Source organism: Streptomyces sp. NPDC002386 (genome assembly GCF_053593175.1).
Map to the genome: position 1 here is coordinate 389027 of NZ_JBSFBX010000006.1, position 19680 is coordinate 408706.

Consider the following 19680-nt stretch of genomic DNA (forward strand, 5'->3'; position numbering starts at 1 on the left):
GTTTGTTTCGCTGCGGAATATTCCGTCTGGCGGAAGATACAAATGGGCGGACATGCGCTCAGGCGTGTTACTCCGGTGTATTGCTCAGTGCTTCTTTCCGACCAGTTCGTAGGTCTGTGTCGCGATCTCCAGTTCCTCGTCGGTCGGCACCACCGCGACCGCCACCCGGGCGGACGCGGGCGAGATCAGACGGGGCCCACCGCCGCGCACCGCGTTCAGCCCGCCGTCGACCGCCAGGCCCAGGGGCTCCAGGCCGGCGATCGCCGCCTCGCGCACCGGCGCGGCGTTCTCGCCGACCCCGGCCGTGAACGCGACCGCGTCCACCCGGCCGAGCACCGCGAAATAGGCGCCGATGTACTTCTTGAGCCGGTGAATGTAAATGTCGAAGGCGAGGGCGGCCTCTTCGTCGCCCTCGTCGATCCGGCGGCGGATCTCCCGCATGTCATTGTCCCCGCACAGCCCGAACAGGCCGCTCCTCTTGTTGAGAAGACCATCGATCTCGTCCATGGACATTCCGCCGACACGAGCCAAATGGAAGATGACGGCCGGGTCCAGATCTCCGGATCGCGTACCCATCACCAGCCCCTCCAAAGGCGTCATCCCCATCGAGGTGTCCACGCACCGCCCGTTCTCTACCGCGGACGCCGAGGCGCCGTTGCCGAGGTGCAGCACGATCACGTTCACCTCCGAGGGGTCCTTGCCCAGCAGCCGCGCCGTCCGTCGGGAGACGTACGCGTGCGAGGTGCCGTGGAACCCGTAACGGCGGATGCGGTGCCGGTCCGCGATCCTCGGGTCGATCGCGTAGCGCGCCGCGGACTCCGGCATCGTCGTGTGGAAGGCCGTGTCGAAGACGGCCACCTGGGGCAGGTCCGGGCGCAGCGCCGTCGCGGTGCGGATACCGGTCAGGTTGGCCGGGTTGTGCAGCGGCGCGACCGGGATCAGCCGCTCGATCTCGGTGAGCACCGCCTGGTCGATCACGGTCGGCTCGGTGAAGAACATGCCGCCGTGCACCACCCGGTGCCCGATCGCGGCCAGCTCCGGCGAGTCCAGGCCCACGCCGTCCCGGGCCAGTTCCTCGGCGACGGCCTTCAGTGCCGCGTCGTGGTCGGCGATCGGCCCGTTCTGCTCCCGGGTCTCGCCCCTCGGCACACAGGTGTGCTCCAGCCGCGAGGTCTGCTCGCCGATCCGCTCGACCAGCCCCACCGCCAGCCGGCTGCTGTCCCGCATGTCCAGGAGCTGGTACTTCACCGACGAGGAGCCGGAGTTGAGGACGAGGACTCGGGTGGGGGAGGTCACTGCTCTGCCGCCTTGTCGCTGGGGGTCTGGGCCTGGATCGCCGTGATGGCGACGGTGTTGACGATGTCCTGGACGAGCGCGCCCCGGGACAGGTCGTTGACCGGCTTGCGCAGGCCCTGCAGCACCGGGCCGACGGCGATGGCACCGGCCGAGCGCTGCACGGCCTTGTAGGTGTTGTTCCCGGTGTTGAGGTCGGGGAAGATCAGCACGGTGGCCTGGCCGGCGACCTCCGAGCCGGGCAGCTTGGTGGCGGCCACGGAGGGTTCCACGGCCGCGTCGTACTGGATCGGCCCCTCGATCTTCAGGTCCGGCCGCCGCGAGCGCGCCAGCTCGGTGGCCTGGCGCACCTTGTCCACGTCGGCGCCCGAGCCGGACGTGCCCGTGGAGTACGACAGCATCGCGATCCGCGGCTCCACCCCGAACCGCGCGGCCGTGACCGCCGACTGGATCGCGATGTCCGCCAGTTGCTCGGCGTTCGGGTCCGGGTTGACCGCGCAGTCGCCGTAGACCAGCACCTTGTCGGCCAGGCACATGAAGAAGACGGAGGAGACGATCGAGGAGTCGGGCCGCGTCTTGATGATCTCGAACGCCGGCCGGATGGTGGCGGCCGTGGAGTGCACCGAGCCGGACACCATGCCGTCGGCCAGGCCCTCCTGCACCATCAGGGTGCCGAAGTAGTTCACGTCCGACACGACGTCGTAGGCCAGCTCCACGGTCACACCCCGGTGGGCGCGCAACTGGGCGTACCGCTCGGCGAAGGCGTCGCGCAGCTCGGAGGTGGCGGGGTCGATCACCTGACTGTCGCCGAGGTCGATGCCCAGGTCGGCCGCCTTCTTGCGGATCCCGTCGGCCGGGCCGAGCAGGGTCAGGTCGCACACGCCCCGGCGCAGCAGCACCTCGGCGGCGTGCAGCACCCGCTCCTCGGAACCCTCCGGCAGGACGACCCGGCGCCGGTCCGAGCGGGCCTGCTCCAGCAGCTTGTGCTCGAACATCATCGGGGTCACCCGGTCGCTGCTCGGGGCCGAGACGCGGCGCGCGAGGTCCGCGGAGTCGGCGTACCGCTCGAACAGGCCGAGCGCGGTCTCCGCCTTGCGCGGGGTGGCCGCGGTCATCTTCCCCTCCATGGAGAAGAGCCGCTCGGCGGTGGGGAAGCTGTTGCCGGCGACGGAGATCACCGGGGTGCCGGGGGCGAGGCGGGCGGCCAGGGTGAGGATCTCCTGGCGCGGCACCTCGTTCAGGGTGAGCAGCACACCGGCTATCGGCGGGGTACCAGCGCTGTGCGCGGCCAGCGAACCGACGACCAGGTCGGCCCGGTCGCCCGGGGTCACCACCAGGCAGCCCGGGGTCAGCGCGGTCAGGAGGTTGGGCAGCATCGCGCCGCCGAACACGAAGTCCAGGGCGTCCCGGGCGAGCCCGGAGTCGTCGCCGAGCAGCACCCGGGCGCCCAGGGTCTGGGCGATCTGCGCGACCGTGGGCGCGGACAGCGCGGGCTCGTCCGGCAGCACGTACACGGGCACCGGCAGCCGGTCCGCCAGTCGCCCGGCGATCTCGTCGCGGTCCTCGCGGTCCACCCGGTTGGCGACCATGGCCAGCACGTCGCAGCCGAGCCCGTCGTACGCCCGGAACGCGTTGCGGATCTCCGCGCGCACCGAGTCGGCGGGCTGTGTGCGGCCGCCCACCACCGGGATCACGGACGCGCCGAACTCGTTGGCCAGGCGGGCGTTCAGGGAGAGTTCGTCGGGGAGCTGGGTGCCGGCGAAGTCGGTGCCGAGGACGAGGACGACGTCGTAGTCGCGGGCCACCAGGTGGAATCGGTCGACCAGGGTGGAGACCAGTTCGTCGGTGCCCTGCTCGGCCTGGAGCGCGGACGCCTCGACGTAGTCCATGCCGTAGACGGTGGCCGGGTCCTGCGAGAGCCGGTACCGGGTCCGCAGCAGCTCGAACATCCGGTCGGGTCCGTCGTGGACCAGGGGCCGGAACACGCCCACCCGGTCCACCTGCCGGGTCAGCAGTTCCATGACCCCCAGCTCCACCACCTGGCGGCCGTCGCCGCGGTCGATGCCGGTCACGTACACGCTGCGCGTCACGTGTGCACTCCGTTCCTGATGTCTCGACGTCTCGCCGTCTCGCCGGTCTCGTCCGCTGCTCGCAGTCCGTGGCACAAAAATCGCCCGCCCAGACGAGCGGAACCCTCTTGACAATACCCCCGGTGAGGGTTAAGGCGCCCGTCAAGACATCACCCGACCGGCGGACGTGAAACAATCGGGAGAAGCTCACAGGTACCGACAGCGAGCAGGAGACACAGCACGATGCGCATCGGAGTTCTCACCGCAGGCGGCGACTGCCCCGGCCTGAACGCCGTGATCCGGTCGGTCGTGCACCGGGCGGTGGCGCAGTACGGCGACGAGGTCATCGGCTTCGAGGACGGCTACCGGGGTCTGCTCGACCGGCACTACCGCGCCCTCGACCTCGACGCGGTCAGCGGCATCCTGGCCCGCGGCGGCACCATCCTCGGCTCCTCCCGGCTCGAGCGCGACCGGCTGCGCGAGGCCTGCGACAAGGCCACCGACATGGTCGAGGAGTTCGGCATCGACGCGCTGATCCCGATCGGCGGCGAGGGCACCCTGACGGCGGCCCGCATGCTCTCCGACGCCGGTCTGCCGGTCGTCGGCGTCCCGAAGACCATCGACAACGACATCTCCTCCACCGACCGCACCTTCGGCTTCGACACCGCCGTCGGCGTGGCCACGGAGGCCATGGACCGTCTGAAGACCACGGCCGAGTCCCACCAGCGCGTGATGGTCGTCGAGGTCATGGGCCGGCACGCCGGCTGGATCGCCCTGGAGTCCGGCATGGCCGCCGGCGCCCACGGCATCTGCCTGCCGGAGCGCTCCTTCGACCCGGCCGACCTGGTCAAGATGGTCGAGGAACGCTTCGCCCGCGGCAAGAAGTTCGCGGTCGTCTGCGTCGCCGAGGGCGCCCACCCCGCCGAGGGCAGCATGGACTACGGCAAGGGCGAGATCGACCAGTACGGCCACGAGCGCTTCCAGGGCATCGGCACGGCGCTGGCCTACGAACTGGAGCGCCGCCTCGGCAAGGAGGCAAAGCCGGTCATCCTCGGCCACGTCCAGCGCGGCGGCAGCCCGACCGCGTACGACCGCGTCCTCGCCACCCGCTTCGGCTGGCACGCCGTCGAGGCCGCGCACCGCGGCGAGTTCGGCCGGATGACCGCGCTGCGCGGCACCGACATCGTGATGGTGCCGCTCGCGGAGGCCGTCACCGAGCTGAAGACGGTCCCGAAGGACCGCATGGACGAGGCGGAGTCGGTCTTCTAGGAACCGCGCGTCCGCTACGGGCTGCCGGACTCCACCGCCGCCCAGAAGTGGCCGACGATCCGGTCGAGGAACTCCCGGCCGGAATCCCCGGCTCCGCTGCCGCCGCCACCCCAGCCGAGGGTGGCGGCCATGCGCCCCTGGTAGTCCTGGTGCAGCTCGCGCAGCACCCCCTCCACGACACCCTGGTCCAGGGGCACCAGCCTCGTCACCGGCCGCACCTGGGCCTGCCAGCGGGTCGTCACCGCGCCGCGCAGCAGGCCGGCGAGCCCCGCCTCCCGGCCCGTGACGGCCACGAAGTCGGGCGGTGCCAGCGCCAGCACCCGGGCGAGGGCGGCCGACTGACGCTCGTCGCCGCGCCACTGCCCGCTCTCCTCCATCCGCAGATACCCGCGCAGTTCCACACCGACGGCGCGGGCGACGTCCTCGGGCGCGATGCCGCGGGCCACGCGGTGCTCCCGCAGGGTCCTCGGACGGCTCATGAGTTCTCCCGGGGAGCACCACAACACCCCGGAGAGCGCGGTGAGTTCCGGCCCGCCGGGGGCCGCGGCACCGCGCTCCCAGGCGACGACGAGGCCGGGTGTCACGTACGGCAGCCCGTACGAGACCCGCATCGCGTGGGCGACGTGCTCGGGCCCCATGCCGAGGGCGGCCCGGAGCCTGCGGGCGGCCTGGGCGTCGAACGGGGGACCGGCCGGATCGGGTGAAGGCGGAGGTGGGCGCACCCGGCCCAAGCTAAAGCCGCGACCGGCGGGGTGACTACGGTGGGTTCGACCAGGATCACCGGTTGTGGACGCTCCCGATTTCGGACGTTCGGATGGGTCAGCGGTCCCGCACCTGCTTGCCGATGACCGGGCCGTGGAAGGTGCCGCCGCGGAAGTCGATGTGGTCGCCGCCGCGGCTTCCCCCAGGGCCCTCCTCCGAGTCCGCCGGGGCCCGGCCGCGGGGCCGGTGTCCGCGCAGCACCGCCACCGCCAGCCGCGCGGCCTGCGCCGCGGCCAGCGTCTGTGAACCCCGGGCGTCCGCACGGTGCTTGGCCGCGTCGGCGTGGTCGCTGATGCCCCGGATGACGAGGGCGTCCACCTGGCCGTTGAGATGGGCCGCGTGGGCCGCTCCCCAGCCCTCCATCTCGATCGCGCCGGCGTCGTCGTAGTGGGCGCGCAGATGCCGTGCGAGCCCGGACCCGGCGTCGGCCAGCACGACCGCCCCGGTGGCGATGGGCATGAAGTGGGCCCGCAGACCGGGCAGATCGCGTGCCGCCGCGCGGGCCGCCTGCTCCAGCGCGTGGGAGCAGGGCAGGGCCCGGGGGCGTACCAGGAAGCCCTCGGGGGTCTGCTTGCCGCCGTGGATCTCGTAGACGTGGGTGCCGACCACGACGTCCCCGATCGCGATGTCCGCCTTCAGACCGCCCGCGACCCCCACGAACAGCACGGCCTCGGCGCCGAGCCGGTCGACGAGCGAAGTCGTCAGGGCCGCGGCGTTGGCGGCGCCCACACCCAGCTCCGCGAGGGCGACGCACCAGTCGGTACCGGGCAGCGTGCCCCGTTCGACGCGGGTCCCGCCGGGGCGGTGCACCAGCTCCTCGCGCTCCTCGACGTGCTGTCGCACCGCCGCGTACTCCGACGGGAGTGCGGTCAGGACCAGAACCGTGGGCTTCGTCTGCGGCACACTCTTAAGGTACTGCCGGGGGAAGGGGCGCACGTGGCCGAACGAGACGTCAGCGTGGGGCAGTTGCTGCTCACCGAGTACCAGACGATCAAGGACGAGCAGAAGACGCGGATCGGGTTCCGGGACAACCTGCTCTACGTCACGCTGACCGTCGTCGCCGCGGTGATCGCCGCCGCCGCGCAGGCCAGGCAGACCGCGATGCTGCTGGCGCTGCCGCCCGTGTGCGTCGTGCTGGGCTGGACGTACCTGGTCAACGACCAGAAGATCTCGGCCATCGGGGCCTATGTGCGCGAGGAACTGGGGCCCCGGCTCGCCGAGGCGGCGCGGGTGCGGGATTCCGAGATCTTCCGGTGGGAGGTCGCCCACCGGGGCGACGCGCGGCGGGTGTCGCGCAAGGCCGCCCAGTGCGTGGTGGACCTGCTGGCCTTCTGCGTCGTGCCGCTCAGCGCGCTGACCGTCTACTGGGTGGGGGACGACGTGTCGCCGGGGCTCGCGGTCCTGTCCGTCCTGGAGGCGGTCTCGCTGGCCGCACTGGGGGTGTACATCGTCCAGTACGCCGTGCCGTTCGGGGCGGGAGACGCCGGGGCGACGGGCGAGGGTGCGGCGGCCGGCGGTGCGGCGGCCGGCGGTGCCGGAGGCGGCGCGCAGTGAGCGGCTGCGGCCACCGGTCCGGCGGTCACCGGCCCAGCCGCGGTCACCGGCCCGGCCGCGGCTGCCGCCCGGCGGTCACCGGCTCCGCCGCGTCCACCGGCCCGGTGATCATCGTCCCGGCGCCGGCGTCTCCGGTACCCAGCGGTAGACCAGCTCCGGCCGGCCCACCTGGCCGTACACCGGACGCCGCTCGGCCCTTCCAGCGTCGACCAGGTGCTCCAGGTAGCGCCGGGCGGTGATCCGGGAGATGCCCACGGCCTCCGCTACCCCGGTCGCCGCCAGGCCCTCCCCGGCGTCCCGGAGGGCGCCGGTCACCCGCTCCAGCGTCGGGCCGCTCAGGCCCTTCGGGAGCGCGGCGGGGGACGGCGCGCGCAGCACGGCCAGCGCCCGGTCCACCTCGTCCTGCCCGCTGGCCTCGCCCACCGCCGCGTGGAACTCGGCGTACCGCACCAGCCGGTCGCGCAGCGTGGCGAAGGTGAACGGCTTCAGGACGTACTGCACGACGCCCAGCGAGACCCCCTCCCGGACCACGGCCAGATCCCGCGCCGACGTCACCGCTATGACGTCCGTGTGATGCCCCGCCGCCCGCAGCGACCGGGCGAGCTGGAGCCCGTGCACATCCGGCAGATGCAGGTCGAGCAGCAGCAGGTCGACCGCTGTACGGTCCAGGAACCGTCGTGCCTCCGCCCCCGTGTGCGCCTTCCCGACCGCGACGAACCCCGGCACCCGCCCGACGTACATCACATGCGCGTCGGCCGCGACGGGATCGTCCTCCACCACGAGGACCCTGATGGCCGCCTGCCGCTCCCCGGTCATGCGCCGCCACCCACCGCGGTGCGCAGCGGCAACCGCACCTCGAACACCGCGCCGCCCTCCTCGGCCTCCGCCACCGTCAGCGCGCCCTCGTGACGCGTGACCGCCTGCCGTACGAGGGCCAGGCCCAGACCCCGTCCGCCGGGCCCCGCAGGTTTCGTGGAGTACCCCCGCTGGAATACCAGGTCCGCGTGGGCCGGGTCGACCCCGGCCCCCGTGTCCGAGACCCGCAGCACCAGCTCGGCGCCCTCCGCATGGGCCGTCACCGTGACCCGTGCCCCGGCGCTGCCCTGCGCCGCGTCCACCGCGTTGTCGATGAGGTTGCCGAGGACCGTCACCAGGTCACGGGCGGACAGGCCCTCCAGCAGCCCGTCGTCCAGCCGGCTGTCCGCCGACACCACCAGCTCCACGCCCCGCTCGTTCGCCTGCGCGGTCTTGCCCAGCAGCAGCGCGGCCAGCACCGGCTCGCTCACCGCCGCGACCACCTGGTCGGTCAGCGCCTGCGCCAGCTCCAGTTCCGCCGTCGCGAACTCCACCGCCTCCTCGGCCCGGCCCAGCTCGATCAGCGAGACGACCGTGTGCAGACGGTTCGCCGCCTCGTGCGCCTGCGAGCGCAGGGCCTGGGTGAAGCCCCGCTCCGAGTCCAGCTCACCCATCAGGGACTGGAGCTCGGTCACGTCGCGCAGCGTCACCACCGTCCCCCGGCGCTCTCCGCCCGACACCGGTGAGGTGTTCACCACCAGCACCCGGGACGCCGTCAGATGCACCTCGTCCACCCGCGGCTGCGAGGACAGCAGCGCCCCGGTCAGCGGGGCCGGCAGGCCCAGGTCCGCCACCGAGCGGCCGATCAGGTCCGCGTCACCGGCCTCGCCCACCCCCAGCAGCTCCCGGCCACCGTCGTTGATCAGTGCCACCCGGTACTGTCCGTCCAGCATCAGCAGCCCCTCGCGCACCGCGTGCAGCGCCGCCTGGTGGTAGTCGTGCATCCGGCTCAGCTCGGTCGCGTTCATGCCGTGGGTGTGGCGGCGCAGCCGGGCGTTGATCACGTAGGTGCCGACCGCGCCCAGCAGCAGGGTCCCGCCGGCCACCCCCAGCAGCGCGGTGACCTGCTCCTGGACCCGGGCGCTGATCGCCTCCACCTTGATGCCGGCGCTCACCAGCCCGATGACCCGGCCGTTCTCCTCCACCGGGGTCACCGCCCGCACGGACGCGCCGAGCGTGCCGGTGTAGGTCTCCGTGAAGGTGCGGCCCTGCCGCGCCGGCGCGATGCGGCCCAGGAAGTGCCGGCCGATCTGCTTCTCGTCCGGATGGGTCCAGCGGATCCCGGACGGATTCATGATCGTCACGAAGTCGACGTTCGTGTCCCGCATCACCCGCACCGCGTACGGCTGCAGTTCGCCGGTCGGGTCGGGGGTGTGGATCGCCGCGCGCACCGAGGGGGAGTCCGCTATCGACCGGGCCACGGCGGTCGCGTGCCGGGCAGCCGCGTCCTCCGCCTGCCGGCCGTCGCTGAGGTAGGTGAACAGCGCGTACCCGGCCACCACCACCGCGATCAGTACCGCCTGCACGGCGAACAGCTGGGTCGCCAGACTGCGGGGCCGGGCCAGGGACGGGAAGCGCATGTCAGCAGTGTGCCTCTCCCTTCAGGCGTGAACTAAATGAACGGAAGGGTGACCGCCCTCACAGGGCGGGAGATAGTCACGGCATCCCCACCCCGGACGTGAGCCGCACGCCGGTGATGCCGACGAAGACGTCAAGGAGGGCAGCCGTGGCCGCCAGCACCCCAGATACGGCACCTGCCGCACCCCGCGCCAAGCGGGACCGGACCCATTACCTGTACATCGCCGTCATCGTGGCGGTCGCGCTCGGTATCGCCGTGGGACTGATCTGGCCCGACGCCGCGGTCGAGCTGAAGCCGCTGGGCACCGGCTTCGTCAACCTGATCAAGATGATGATCTCGCCGATCATCTTCTGCACGATCGTGCTGGGCATCGGTTCGGTGCGCAAGGCCGCGAAGGTCGGCGCCGTCGGCGGTATCGCGCTCGGCTACTTCCTGGTGATGTCGCTGGTCGCGCTCGCCATCGGGCTCGTCGTCGGCAACGTGCTGCACCCCGGTGACGGGCTGCACCTGACCGACGCGCTCAAGCAGACCGGGCACGCCCAGGTCTCCGCCGACGCGCTGCCGCCCGTCGACTTCGTGCTGTCGATCATCCCGGTCACGTTCGTGTCCGCCTTCACCGAGGGCCAGGTCCTGCAGACCCTGCTGATCGCCCTGCTCACCGGGTTCGCGCTGCAGGCCATGGGCTCGGCCGGGCAGCCGGTGCTGCGCGGTGTCGAGCACATCCAGCGGCTGGTCTTCCGCATCCTGTCCATGGTCATGTGGGCCGCCCCCATCGGCGCCTTCGGCGCCATCGCCGCCGTCACCGGCTCGGCCGGCCTGGACGCGCTGAAGAGCCTCGCCGTGCTGATGCTCGGCTTCTACGTCACCTGCTTCCTGTTCGTCTTCATCGTGCTCGGCGCCCTGCTGCGCATCGTCGCCGGCGTGAACGTCCTCTCCCTGTTCAAGTACCTCGCCCGCGAGTTCCTGCTGATCCTGTCCACCTCCTCCTCGGAGTCCGCGCTGCCGCGGCTCATCGCGAAGATGGAGCACCTGGGCGTCAGCAAGCCGGTCGTCGGCATCACCGTCCCCACCGGCTACTCCTTCAACCTCGACGGCACGATGATCTACATGACCATGGCGTCGCTGTACATCGCGGACGCCCTGGGCACCCCGATGTCCGTCGGCGAGCAGATCCCGTTGCTGCTCTTCCTGCTGCTGGCGTCCAAGGGCGCCGCGGGCGTCAGCGGCGCCGGCCTGGCCACGCTGGCCGGCGGCCTGCAGTCGCACAAGCCCGCGCTGGTCGACGGCGTCGGTCTGATCGTCGGCATCGACCGGTTCATGAGCGAGGCCCGCGCCCTGACCAACTTCGCCGGCAACGCCGTGGCCACCGTGCTGATCGGCACCTGGACCAAGGAGATCGACAACGGCCGGGTGCGGCAGGTGCTGGCCGGTGACCTTCCCTTCGACGAGACGACGCTGCTGGACGAGCAGCGGTCCGCCGCCACCGGGCTCCCCGAGCCCCGCGAGGGCGACGAGAAGGAACTGGCCAAGGCCTGATCCGAGACTCCGGACGCCCGGCCCCGCCTGAACCCGGGCCGGGCGTCCGGGCCCACCCGCGGGCGGCCGGGGCTCCCCCCGTGACCCGGCCGCCCGGCTCCCATCCACTAACGTGCCGTTCCGGTCGACCGGAACGGCACGTTAGTGCTCGTTCCCGAACGCGGTACGAAAGGCGGGCACGGGGGATGAAGATCGACTGGGACCGGCGGACCTGCTCACGCAAGGGCCATGTCACCTACGCGCCGGACGACCCCCGGCTGCGGGTGCGGCTGCACGCCCGCACGGAACTCGGGGACGTCTGGCGCTGCCTGCGCTGCGGCGACTTCGTGCTCGGCGAGCCGCACGGTTCGGGACCGGCCGAGGACGCGCCGCTGGTGCCGCGTGGGAAGGTGCTGCGGGATCTTTTCGTCCTGCGCTTCCTGGCGGTCGAACGGGCCGTGCGCGGGGTGTTCATCGTGCTGGTCGCGGTCGCGGTGTGGAGGTTCAGCAACAGCCGGAACGCGGTGCGCCGGCTCTTCGAGGAGTACCTGGACGTCCTCCGCCCGGTGTTCCGGCACTTCCACTACGACCTCGACCACTCCCCGGTGGTCGGCTCGCTGCAGAAGGTCTTCGGCTACCGGCAGTCCACACTGCTGCTCGTGGCGGCCCTGCTGCTGGCCTACGCGCTGATCGAACTGGTCGAGGCGGTCGGCCTCTGGTACGCCAGGCGCTGGGCGGAGTACCTGACGGTGGTCGCCACGGCCGCGTTCCTCCCGCTGGAGATCTACGAGCTCAGCGAGCACATCAGCTGGCTGAAGATCGCCACCCTGGTCCTCAACATCCTCGCCGTCCTGTACATCGCGCTGACCAAGCGCCTGTTCGGCCTGCGCGGCGGGCGCCGGAAGTTCGACGAGGAGCGGCACAGCGCCTCGCTGCTGGAGGTGGAGGAGTCGGCCGGGACGGCCGCCCACGAACGGCCCTTGCCTTGACCCCGACGTCAACACCTACGGTCGGGACCATGCGAATCGGCGAGCTGGCCGCACGGGCCGGGACCACCCCCCGCGCCCTGCGCTACTACGAGACGCGGGGGCTGCTGCCCGCCCGGCGCGACGCCAAGGGACACCGCACCTACGACGAGAGCGACCTCAGGCTGGTGCGCCAGATCCGGACCCTGCAGGAGTGCGGGTTCGACCTGGAGGAGACGCGGCCGTTCGTGGAGTGCCTGCGGGCCGGGCACCCGGAGGGTGATTCCTGCCCGGCGTCCCTGGTGGTCTACCGGCGCAAGCTGGACGAGCTGGACGCGCTCATCGGGCAGCTCACGGCGGTGCGGGAGACCGTCGCGGGGCAGCTCGGGGCGGCCGAGCTGGCCCGGGAGGCGCTGGCCGCCGCTTCGCTGGTTCCGGGTGGTCCGGAACCGCTGTGCGAACTGGGAGGGCGAGCGAAATGATCAAGGCTGCCGGTGTGGCCGAGGTGCGGGACGCGGACTTCGGGACGGAGGTGCTCGGGGCGGACCTGCCGGTGCTGGTGGAGTTCACCGCCGACTGGTGCCCGCCGTGCCGCCAGATGGGGCCGGTGCTCAGCGACCTGGCGTCCGAGCAGGACGGCCGGCTGAAGGTGGTGCAGCTCGACGTGGACACCAACCCCGAGACCACGAACGCGTACAAGGTACTGTCGATGCCGACGTTCATGGTGTTCCGGGACGGTGAGCCGGTGAAGGCGATGGTGGGGGCACGCCCCAAGCGGCGGCTGCTCGAGGAGCTGTCCGACGTGCTCTGAGAGGGCCCCGCACACCAAAAAATCCCCTGAGCAATTGCGCTCGGGGGATTTCTCTGCGTATATTCAGTGATTCGCGACTTCAATTGAATGAAGACGCGGCGATGTTCACTGAGCAGAGTATATCCGGGCGGGAGCGGAATTGTCAAACACCGAATTTCCAGACGGTGAATTGCGGCGCGAGCAGGAATTCATCGACGGACTGTACGCGCGCGTCGACGAACTGCGCGGCGAGGCCGAGGCCTCGGTCGCGGACGCCCTCGCGCAGGGCGACAAGCCCATGCAGGCCCGGCTGGAGCGGGACATCCTGGTCGCCGAGCGCTCCGGGCTGCTCGCCGCGCTGAACGCGGTGGACGGTTCGCTCTGCTTCGGCCGGATCGACCTGACCTCCGGTGTCAGCCATCACATCGGCCGGATCGGCCTGCGCGAGGACGACGCCGAGCGCACGCCGGTCCTCATCGACTGGCGGGCCGACGTCGCCCGTCCCTTCTACCTGGCCACCGGTCACACGCCGATGGGGCTGCGCCGCCGCCGGCACCTCACCACCGAGGACCGGACCGTGACCTCGCTGCACGACGAGATCCTCGACCTCGGCGACGCCACCCGCACCGGCCACGAGGACCCGAGCGGCGACGCCGTCCTGCTGGCCGCGCTCAACTCGGCCCGCACCGGCCGGATGAGCGACATCGTGCAGACCATCCAGGCCGAGCAGGACGAGATCATCCGGGCCCCGCACCGCGGGGTGCTGGTGGTCGAGGGCGGCCCCGGCACCGGCAAGACCGCCGTCGCGCTGCACCGGGCGGCCTACCTGCTCTACGAGCACCGGGAGCTGCTGGCCCGCCGGGCCGTGCTCGTCGTCGGACCCAACCCCGCCTTCCTCGGCTACATCGGCGAGGTGCTGCCCTCCCTCGGCGAGACCGGTGTGCTGCTGGCCACCGTCGGCGAGCTGTTCCCCGGAGTGCGGGCCACCGCCACCGACACGCCCGAGGCGGCCGCCGTGAAGGGCCGCGCCGACATGGCCGACGTGCTCGCCGCCGTCGTGCGCGACCGGCAGTCCCTGCCCGACCCGGTCGTCACCGTCGAGCACGACCGCGAGGTGCTGATGCTGGACGACGGACTCGTGAGCGTCGCCCGTGAGCGCGCCCGCGCCGCCAAGCTGCCGCACAACGCGGCCCGCGAGTACTTCGAGGGCCACATCCTCAACACGCTCACCGAGCTGTACGCCGAGCGCGTGGGCACCGACCCGTACGACGGCGGCAGCCTGCTGGACCCCGCCGACGTCACCCAGATCCGCGACGAACTCGCCGAGAACCCCGAGGTCTGGTCCGCCATCGACCTGCTGTGGCCCCGGATCACCCCGCGGCGGCTGGTCGCCGACTTCCTCGCCGAACCGGACGGCTACCTGTCCCGGGCCGACGCCGACGCCGTCCGCCGCCCGGTGACCCGGGCCTGGACCGTCGCCGACGTACCCCTCCTCGACGAGGCGGCCGAACTCCTCGGCGAGGACGACCGGATCGCCAGGGCCCGCGCCGAACGCGAGCGGGAGACGCAGGTCGCCTACGCCCAGGGCGTGCTCGACGTCTCCTACGCCTCCCGCACCTACGAGTTCGAGGACAAGGAGGACAGTGACCCGGACGCCAGCGAGGTCCTGTCCGCGCACGACATCATCGACGCCGAGCGGTTCGCCGAGCGGCACGAGGAGGCCGACCACCGCAGCGCCGCCGAGCGGGCCGCGGCCGACCGGACCTGGGCCTTCGGCCACATCATCGTGGACGAGGCGCAGGAGCTGTCGCCGATGGCCTGGCGGCTGCTGATGCGGCGCAGCCCGACCCGCTCGATGACCCTGGTGGGCGACCCCGCCCAGACCGCCGAGGGGGCCGGTGTCGGATCCTGGGCGGACATCCTCGCCCCCTACGTCGAGGACCGGTGGGAGCACACCCGGCTCGGCGTCAACTACCGCACCCCGGCCGAGATCATGGACCTGGCCGCGGCCGTCGTCCGTGCCGAGCACCCGGACTTCGAGCCGCCCAGCTCGGTGCGCTCGACGGGGGAACGGCCCTGGGTGCGGGACGCGGGCGGCGACCTGCCCGGCGCGGTCGCCAGGGCGGTCGCCGAACTCACCCCCGCCGAGGGCCGGCTCGCCGTCATCGCCCCGCGCGAGCTGCACCGGGCGCTGGCCGCCCGGCTCGACGGGGTGACGGCGGGCGCGGAACCCGACCTCACCCACGCGGTCGTCCTCCTCGACCCCCGCCAGTCGAAGGGCCTGGAGTTCGACTCGGTCCTGGTCGTGGAGCCGTCCCGCTACGGCACCAGCGACCTGTACGTGGCCCTCACCCGCGCCACCCAGCACCTCGGCGTGCTCCACACCGGCGACCTGCCGGCGGGACTGAAGGCGTGACCCGCCCGCCGGAGGGGCCGGGTGCGACCGGCCCCTCCGGCGCATGAGCGGCGGTGTCCAAGGGCGGAGCCCCCTGGCGGGGCGAGAGTGCGTGCCGGGCGCCGCGACGCAGGCGTGACTTTGCGGACAGGACCTAGGCCGGCCGCAGCCACACCGTGGCCAGCGGAGGCAGGGTCAGCCGGATGCTCGCGGGACGCCCGTGCGCGCCCTGCGGCTCCGGCTTGACCGCGTCCGGATTGACCACGTCACTCCCGCCGTACCGCCCGGCGTCAGTGTTCAGCACCTCCACCCACGCCGGAACGTCCTCCGGTACACCGATCCGGTAGTCGTGCCGCACCACCGGCGCCAGATGGGACACCGCGAGCAGCGGACTGCCCTCGGCGTCGAGACGCAGGAACGCGAAGACGTTGTCGTCCGCCGCGTCACCGGTGACCCACTGGAAGCCCGCCGGATCGGTGTCCCGCTGCCACAGCGCCGGTGCGGCGCGGTAGCCGGCGTTCAGGTCCCGCACCAGGTCCCGCACGCCCCGGTGGTCGCTCTCGGCGCCGTAGGACGGGTCGAGCAGCCACCAGTCGGGGCCGTGCACCTCGGACCACTCGGCTCCCTGGGCGAACTCCTGCCCCATGAAGAGCAGTTGCTTGCCGGGATGGGCCCACATGAAGCCGAGGTAGGCCCGCAGGTTCGCGCGCTGCTGCCACCAGTCGCCCGGCATCTTCGACACCAGCGACCCCTTGCCGTGCACGACCTCGTCGTGGGAGATGGGCAGCACGTAGTTCTCGCTGTACGCGTACACCATCGAGAACGTCATCTCGTGGTGGTGGTGGCTGCGGTGCACCGTCTCGTGGCTCATGTACTGCAGCGAGTCGTGCATCCAGCCCATGTTCCACTTCAGCCCGAAGCCCAGACCGCCGAAGCCGCTCGGGCCCTGCTGGTGGGTCGGGCGGGTGACGCCGTCCCAGGCGGTGGACTCCTCGGCGATGGTCACCACCCCGGGGCAGCGCCGGTAGACCGTGGCGTTCATCTCCTGGAGGAACGCGACCGCGTCCAGGTTCTCCCGGCCGCCGTGCTCGTTCGGGGTCCACTGGCCGGGCTCACGCGAGTAGTCCAGGTAGAGCATCGAGGCGACGGCGTCCACCCGCAGCCCGTCGATGTGGAACTCCTCGCACCAGTACACCGCGTTCGCCACCAGGAAGTTGCGCACCTCGCGCCGGCCGAAGTCGAACTCCAGCGTGCCCCAGTCGGGATGGGCGGCGCGCAGCGGATCGTGGTGCTCGTACAGGGGCCGCCCGTCGAACTCCGCCAGCGCCCAGGCGTCGCGCGGGAAGTGCGCCGGGACCCAGTCCATGATCACGCCGATGCCCGCCTGGTGCAGCCGGTCCACCAGGTACTTGAAGTCGTCCGGGGTCCCGAGGCGCGCCGTGGGCGCGTAGAAACCGGTGACCTGGTAGCCCCAGGATCCGCCGAACGGGTGCTCGGCGACCGGCATCAGCTCCACATGGGTGAAGCCCATCTCCGTCACGTAGGCGGGGAGCTGCTCGGCGAGCTGCCGGTAGGTCAGGCCCGGCCGCCAGGACGGCAGATGGACCTCGTACACGGAGAACGGCGCCTCGTGCACCGGGGTGCCGGCGCGCCGCTCCAGCCACTCGGCGTCGCCCCACTCGTGGTGCGAGGCGTGCACGACGGAGGAGGTCGCGGGCGGGACCTCGGTGCGGCGGGCCAGCGGGTCGGCCCGCAGGGTGCGCGAGCCGTCCGGGCGGGTGATCTCGAACTTGTACAGCTCGCCCTCGCCGACGCCCGGCACGAACAGCTCCCACACGCCCGAGGAGCCGAGCGAGCGCATCGGGAAGGCCCCGGCGTCCCAGAAGTTGAAGGTCCCGGCGACCCGGACGCCCCGCGCGTTCGGCGCCCACACCGAGAACCGCGTGCCCGTCACCCCCTGGTGCGTCGTGACGTGCGCGCCGAGCGCCCGCCAGAGCTGCTCGTGCCGGCCCTCGCCGATCAGATGCAGGTCCAGCTCGCCCAGCGTGGGCAGGAACCGGTAGGTGTCCTCCGTCTCGTGGACGGTGCCGTCGTACGTGACGAGCAGCCGGTAGACGGGGACACCGGTGAGCGGGAGCAGACCGGAGAAGAAGCCGTCGCCGTCGTCGTGCAGCTCCGCCCGCAGGTCCCCGGAGACCACGGTGACCGCCTGGGCGTAGGGGCGGAAGGCCCGGAAGGCGACACCGCCGGGGACCGGGTGGGCGCCGAGCACGGAGTGCGGGGCGTGGTGCGTGCCGTGCAGCAGCCGCTCGCGGTCACCGGCGTCGATCGCGGGGGAGACCGCCACCTCCGCCGGACCCGGCACCTCCGCCGGACCCGGCAGGTCCGGCGGTCCGGGCCTGCGGGCGGCCGGGATCGCGGCCCTGCCGGCACCGGCCCTCTCCGCGGCGCTCCGGTCCGTCCTGTTCCGGTCCGGCTTGCTCTTGCCTGACTTGTTCTTCGAGGTGGCTGACTTCTTGGACGTCACGGGCGGTTCTCCCGGGCGAGGGTCGGGTCGGCTGTGGCGAGGCGGCGGACCGCGGCGAGCGGCACGGGCAGCCACTCGGGGCGGTGACGGGCCTCGTAGACGACTTCGTAGACGGCCTTGTCGGTCTCGTAGGCCCGCAGCAGCACCGGGTCGGTGCGCGGATCGCGGCCCGCCACCTCCGCGTACCCGGAGCAGTAGGCGGCCCGGCAGTGCCACGCCCAGTCCGGCGCGGGCGCCGTCGCCGAGTGGGCGGCGTAGTCGAAGGAGCGCAGCATCCCGGCGATGTCCCGCACCGGCGGCTGCGGCATGCGCCGCTCGGCCAGCGGCCGGGCCGGCTCGCCCTCGAAGTCGATCAGCGACCAGGTGCCCCCACCGCTCGACGCGGGGTCGGTACCGGTGGACGGCGAGCGCAGGCACTGGCCGAGGTGCAGATCGCCGTGGACGCGCTGGGCGGTCCAGGTGTGCCCCTCGGCGGCCAGCTCCGCCAGCGCCTCGAAGGCGGACCGCAGCCCGGGTTCGTACGGCAGCAGGGCCGGCACCGCCCGCACCGCCGCCTCCAGCCGCTCGGTCATGCCGTCCACCAGCAGCCGGAGCTGGGCCTGGCCCAGGGTGACCGTCGGCAGGGCGCGTGCCAGCGCGGTGTGCACCTCGGCGGTCGCCCGGCCGAGTGCCCGGGCCTCGGCGACGAAGTCCTCGCCCTTGGCCAGTTCGCGCAGTGCGAGCTCCCAGCCGTCGTCCGCGCCGTTCAAAAACGGCTGGAGCACGGCCAGGACGTACGGCTCCGGCTCCGGCCCGGCGAGCAGCCACGCCGTCGGCGCGGGTACCCGGTCACAGCCCTCGCGGGCGAGGGCGAGCGGTATCTCCAGGTCGGGGTTGACCCCCGGGACCACCCGGCGCAGCAGCTTCAGGATGAACGTATCGCCATAGACGATCGACGAGTTGGACTGCTCGGCGGTCATCAGCCGGGGTACGAGGCCGTCCCGGATCTCCTGCTCCGGGTCCCGTTCGAACCGCAGCCCGCCGACGCGCGCCCGGGTGCGCAGCGCCTCCAGGAGCACCTCGGCGGGCCGGGGGTCGTACAGGGCCTCGTACACCGTGCGTCCGGCGAGCGGTCCCTGCTCCACATGCCCGATCAGCGCGGGCGCCAGCCGGGGCGGCAGCGCCTCGCGCACACCTATCAGCAGCTGGTAGCAGTCGCCGGGGTGCGGTGGCGCGCCCAGTACGGACGGCTGGTGCACCCGCAGCAGCAGGTGGTAGAGGCCCAGCCGGCCGTCGGGGGGCAGCAGTTCGGTGACGGCCACCTCGGTGAACCCGGTGACCGGACGTCCCTTGCCCGCGAACCAGCGCTGCCGGGGCAGCCATTCGCGCAGCAGCGGATCGAGCGATGTGAGGAGGTGGCCGGTCGAGCGGTCGGTGCCGAAGGGGGTGACCGTTTCCGCCATGGGCGTCACGTTCCTTTCCCCGGATCGTCGGGGTGTGAGTTTCGCGTGCCCAGGGTGGGGCGGTGGAAACCGCCGGCCGCCCCACCCGGGGGGGACTACGCCGCGTCCCGGCGCAGCCGGAACCAGTAGAAGCCGTGGCCCGCGAGGGTCAGCAAGTACGGCAGTTCACCGATGGCCGGGAACCGCACCCCGCCGAACAGCTCGACCGGATGGCGTCCGGTGAACGGCCTGAGGTCCAGTTCCGTGGGCTGCGCGAACCGCGAGAAGTTGTGCACGCACAGCACCAGGTCGTCCTCGTACTCGCGCAGGAAGGCGATCACCGCCGGGTTCGAGGACTGCAGCTCGGTGTAGGACCCCAGCCCGAAGGCGGGATTCTGCTTGCGGATCTCGATCATGCGGCGGGTGAAGTGCAGCAGCGACGAGGGCGACGACATGGACGCCTCGACGTTGGTGACCTGGTAGCCGTAGACCGGGTCCATGATCGTGGGCAGGAAGAGACGCCCCGGATCGGACGACGAGAAGCCGGCGTTGCGGTCGGGGGTCCACTGCATCGGCGTGCGGACGGCGTCCCGGTCGCCGAGCCAGATGTTGTCGCCCATGCCGATCTCGTCGCCGTAGTACAGGATCGGCGATCCGGGCAGGGACAGCAGCAGCGCGGTGAACAG

The 19680-nt window shown here is 72.2% G+C and carries 16 protein-coding genes; 7 read left to right on the forward strand and 9 right to left on the reverse strand.

Annotation, left to right across the window (positions count from 1 at the left end; all coding sequences use genetic code 11):
* Window positions 1-84 precede the first annotated feature (84 nt).
* Both ACWCPN_RS15765 and pta read right to left on the reverse strand, forming a co-directional pair.
* Complete coding sequence (locus tag ACWCPN_RS15765) at window positions 85-1296, reverse strand: acetate kinase (protein ID WP_451205987.1); 1212 nt, start codon at window positions 1294-1296, stop codon at window positions 85-87.
* Window positions 1293-3383, reverse strand: a complete 2091-nt coding sequence (gene pta / locus ACWCPN_RS15770; protein WP_451205989.1) for a phosphate acetyltransferase — start codon at window positions 3381-3383, stop codon at window positions 1293-1295. Before pta ends, ACWCPN_RS15765 begins: the two co-directional genes overlap by 4 nt.
* A gap of 222 nt (window positions 3384-3605) precedes the next feature.
* On the opposite strand from pta, the gene ACWCPN_RS15775 reads away from it, so the two are divergent.
* Entirely contained in the window at window positions 3606-4631 is a 1026-nt protein-coding gene (locus tag ACWCPN_RS15775; protein WP_451205992.1) for an ATP-dependent 6-phosphofructokinase, read from the forward strand.
* Between the two features lie 14 nt (window positions 4632-4645).
* Here the strand turns inward: ACWCPN_RS15775 and ACWCPN_RS15780 are convergent, their stop codons facing one another.
* The gene (locus ACWCPN_RS15780) at window positions 4646-5353 is read right to left on the reverse strand and encodes an XRE family transcriptional regulator (RefSeq protein WP_451205995.1); all 708 of its coding nucleotides are present in this window, start codon (window positions 5351-5353) and stop codon (window positions 4646-4648) included.
* A 97-nt stretch (window positions 5354-5450) separates the two neighbouring features.
* Window positions 5451-6296, reverse strand: a complete 846-nt coding sequence (locus ACWCPN_RS15785) for a 5'-methylthioadenosine/S-adenosylhomocysteine nucleosidase family protein (protein WP_451205998.1) — start codon at window positions 6294-6296, stop codon at window positions 5451-5453.
* Between the two features lie 33 nt (window positions 6297-6329).
* Here ACWCPN_RS15785 and ACWCPN_RS15790 point away from each other — a divergent pair, with 33 nt between their 5' ends.
* Window positions 6330-6947 (forward strand): hypothetical protein, encoded by a 618-nt coding sequence (locus ACWCPN_RS15790; RefSeq protein ID WP_451206000.1) that lies wholly within the window; start codon window positions 6330-6332, stop codon window positions 6945-6947.
* 108 nt (window positions 6948-7055) lie between these two features.
* On the opposite strand, the gene ACWCPN_RS15795 is transcribed toward ACWCPN_RS15790, so the two are convergent.
* On the reverse strand, window positions 7056-7763 hold the full coding sequence (locus ACWCPN_RS15795) for a response regulator (protein WP_365130604.1): 708 nt from the start codon (window positions 7761-7763) through the stop codon (window positions 7056-7058).
* The gene (locus ACWCPN_RS15800) at window positions 7760-9382 is read right to left on the reverse strand and encodes an ATP-binding protein (RefSeq protein WP_451206003.1); all 1623 of its coding nucleotides are present in this window, start codon (window positions 9380-9382) and stop codon (window positions 7760-7762) included. Before ACWCPN_RS15800 ends, ACWCPN_RS15795 begins: the two co-directional genes overlap by 4 nt.
* A 116-nt stretch (window positions 9383-9498) precedes the next feature.
* Between ACWCPN_RS15800 and ACWCPN_RS15805 the strand changes: the two genes are divergently transcribed.
* From ACWCPN_RS15805 to ACWCPN_RS15825, 5 genes are all read left to right on the forward strand, one after another.
* A complete protein-coding gene (locus ACWCPN_RS15805; RefSeq protein WP_365130620.1) occupies window positions 9499-10917 on the forward strand; it encodes a cation:dicarboxylate symporter family transporter in 1419 nt (472 codons plus the stop codon).
* A 185-nt stretch (window positions 10918-11102) separates the two neighbouring features.
* Window positions 11103-11885: a DUF2127 domain-containing protein gene (locus ACWCPN_RS15810; protein ID WP_451206006.1), complete on the forward strand. Its 783-nt coding sequence runs from the start codon at window positions 11103-11105 to the stop codon at window positions 11883-11885.
* A 29-nt stretch (window positions 11886-11914) separates the two neighbouring features.
* Window positions 11915-12343, forward strand: coding sequence for a MerR family transcriptional regulator (locus ACWCPN_RS15815; protein ID WP_451206010.1), 429 nt, complete (start codon window positions 11915-11917; stop codon window positions 12341-12343).
* Window positions 12340-12672, forward strand: coding sequence for a thioredoxin family protein (locus tag ACWCPN_RS15820; protein ID WP_365130610.1), 333 nt, complete (start codon window positions 12340-12342; stop codon window positions 12670-12672). Before ACWCPN_RS15815 ends, ACWCPN_RS15820 begins: the two co-directional genes overlap by 4 nt.
* Window positions 12673-12841: 169 nt before the next feature.
* The gene (locus ACWCPN_RS15825; RefSeq protein WP_451206079.1) at window positions 12842-15067 is read left to right on the forward strand and encodes a HelD family protein; all 2226 of its coding nucleotides are present in this window, start codon (window positions 12842-12844) and stop codon (window positions 15065-15067) included.
* 133 nt (window positions 15068-15200) lie between these two features.
* On the opposite strand, the gene glgB is transcribed toward ACWCPN_RS15825, so the two are convergent.
* From glgB to ACWCPN_RS15840, 3 genes are all read right to left on the reverse strand, one after another.
* Complete coding sequence (gene glgB / locus ACWCPN_RS15830) at window positions 15201-17573, reverse strand: 1,4-alpha-glucan branching enzyme (RefSeq protein WP_451206012.1); 2373 nt, start codon at window positions 17571-17573, stop codon at window positions 15201-15203.
* Window positions 17570-19015: a maltokinase N-terminal cap-like domain-containing protein gene (locus ACWCPN_RS15835; protein ID WP_451206015.1), complete on the reverse strand. Its 1446-nt coding sequence runs from the start codon at window positions 19013-19015 to the stop codon at window positions 17570-17572. Before ACWCPN_RS15835 ends, glgB begins: the two co-directional genes overlap by 4 nt.
* A 95-nt stretch (window positions 19016-19110) precedes the next feature.
* On the reverse strand, window positions 19111-19680 hold a 570-nt coding region (locus ACWCPN_RS15840), incomplete at its 5' end, for an alpha-glucosidase C-terminal domain-containing protein (protein ID WP_451206018.1).